Origin of the sequence: Flavobacterium sp. NRK F10, from assembly GCF_024054235.1 — a bacterium.
Classification (GTDB): domain Bacteria; phylum Bacteroidota; class Bacteroidia; order Flavobacteriales; family Flavobacteriaceae; genus Flavobacterium; species Flavobacterium sediminis.
The window spans coordinates 1-1,456 of record NZ_JAMXLC010000026.1 but is presented as its reverse complement, the minus strand read 5'-3'; the positions used below and the strand labels follow the sequence as shown (position 1 = coordinate 1,456).

Annotated in this window: 1 protein-coding gene; it reads left to right on the top strand. The window is 31.2% G+C overall.

From position 1 onward, the window contains the following. The first annotated feature begins 44 nt into the window (after positions 1-44). Positions 45-1,405 (top strand): IS3 family transposase gene (locus tag NHF50_RS15855; protein WP_374672843.1). Its coding sequence is split into 2 segments (ribosomal slippage): positions 45-528 and positions 528-1,405, totalling 1,362 coding nucleotides; the frame shifts between segments, so codons are not numbered across the junction. Positions 1,406-1,456 lie beyond the last annotated feature (51 nt).

The window sequence follows — 1,456 nt, the reverse complement described above, 5'->3', positions numbered from 1 at the left end:
TTGCACTGCCCCCAAAAAGTTAGACACTATTTGGGGGTATTTTTATGGAAAGAAAAGTCAAGTATAATTATGCATTTAAGCTTGAATGTGTAGAATTAGTTTTAGCCTCTCATTATTCATGCGAATCAGTTTCTAAAGAAAAAGGGGCTAATAAATCCAACATTCGTAAATGGGTTGGGTTTTACAAACGATATGGCAAAACAGGTCTTTTGCCCAGGAAAAATCAAAATTATTCAGCAGATTTTAAGTTAAAGGTTCTTAAATCTCTTGACAATAATTATTTATCATTGAGTGAAGCTTGTTTGAAGTTTAACATCACTTCCGAATCAGTTATTATAAAATGGCAAAGAGATTTTACTAACTTTGGTATTGAAGGATTAGAATCAAAACCTAAAGGCAGACCAAAATCTATGAGTGATTACAAGCGTAAAAAGCGTAAAACAGACAACCCCCTAACAAGAGAAGAAGAACTTCTTTTAGAGAACGAAAGGCTTCGTTGTGAGAATGCTTTGCTAAAAAAGTTACAAGCCTTAATTCAAGCCGAAGAAGCAGCCAAAAAGCGCAAGCAATAATAGAATTAAGGCATGATTTTGATTTAACTTTACTTTTAAATCAGACCAATATGGCTCGTAGTAGTTTTTACTATCACGAAAAGCGGCACAAATTACCTGATAAGTATAAAGGAATTAAAAAACTCATACAATCCATTTATCACAAGCATAAAGGTCGTTATGGTTACCGACGAATAACCGATGAACTACAAAATAAAGGAATAATCATCAACCATAAAACGGTTCTTAGATTAATGAAATCATTAGGATTAAAGAGTGTTATTAGAATCAAGAAATACAAATCCTACAAAGGAGAACAAGGAAAAATAGCTCCAAACATATTGGAAAGAAATTTTAAGGCTAATGCTCCAAATCAGAAATGGGCAACCGATATAACCGAGTTCAATGTCTCTGGAAAGAAATTGTATTTATCGTCAATTATTGATTTGTTTAACGGAGAAATAATCAGCTATGAGTTATCCGAACGACCAGTGTTCCATCAAGTGGCAACTATGCTTAAAAAAGCATTTAAAAAGATACCAAATAATACTAATCTGACACTTCATTCTGACCAAGGTTGGCAATATCAAATGAAACAATATCAGTATTTATTGAAAGAAAAAGGAATTATACAAAGTATGTCAAGAAAAGGAAATTGTTTAGATAATGCTATTATCGAAAACTTTTTTGGAACACTAAAATCTGAACTTTTTTATTTAAAAAAGTTCAGAACAATAGAGGAGTTAAAACGTGAAATTAAACTATATATCAAATACTATAACAACGAAAGAATTAAATCAAATTTAAACAAAATGAGCCCGATACAATATCGAGCTCATTATTCTCAAAATTAATTATAAATTTGTCTAAACTTTTGGGGGCAGTCTAAATTAGGGAGCTTTTTT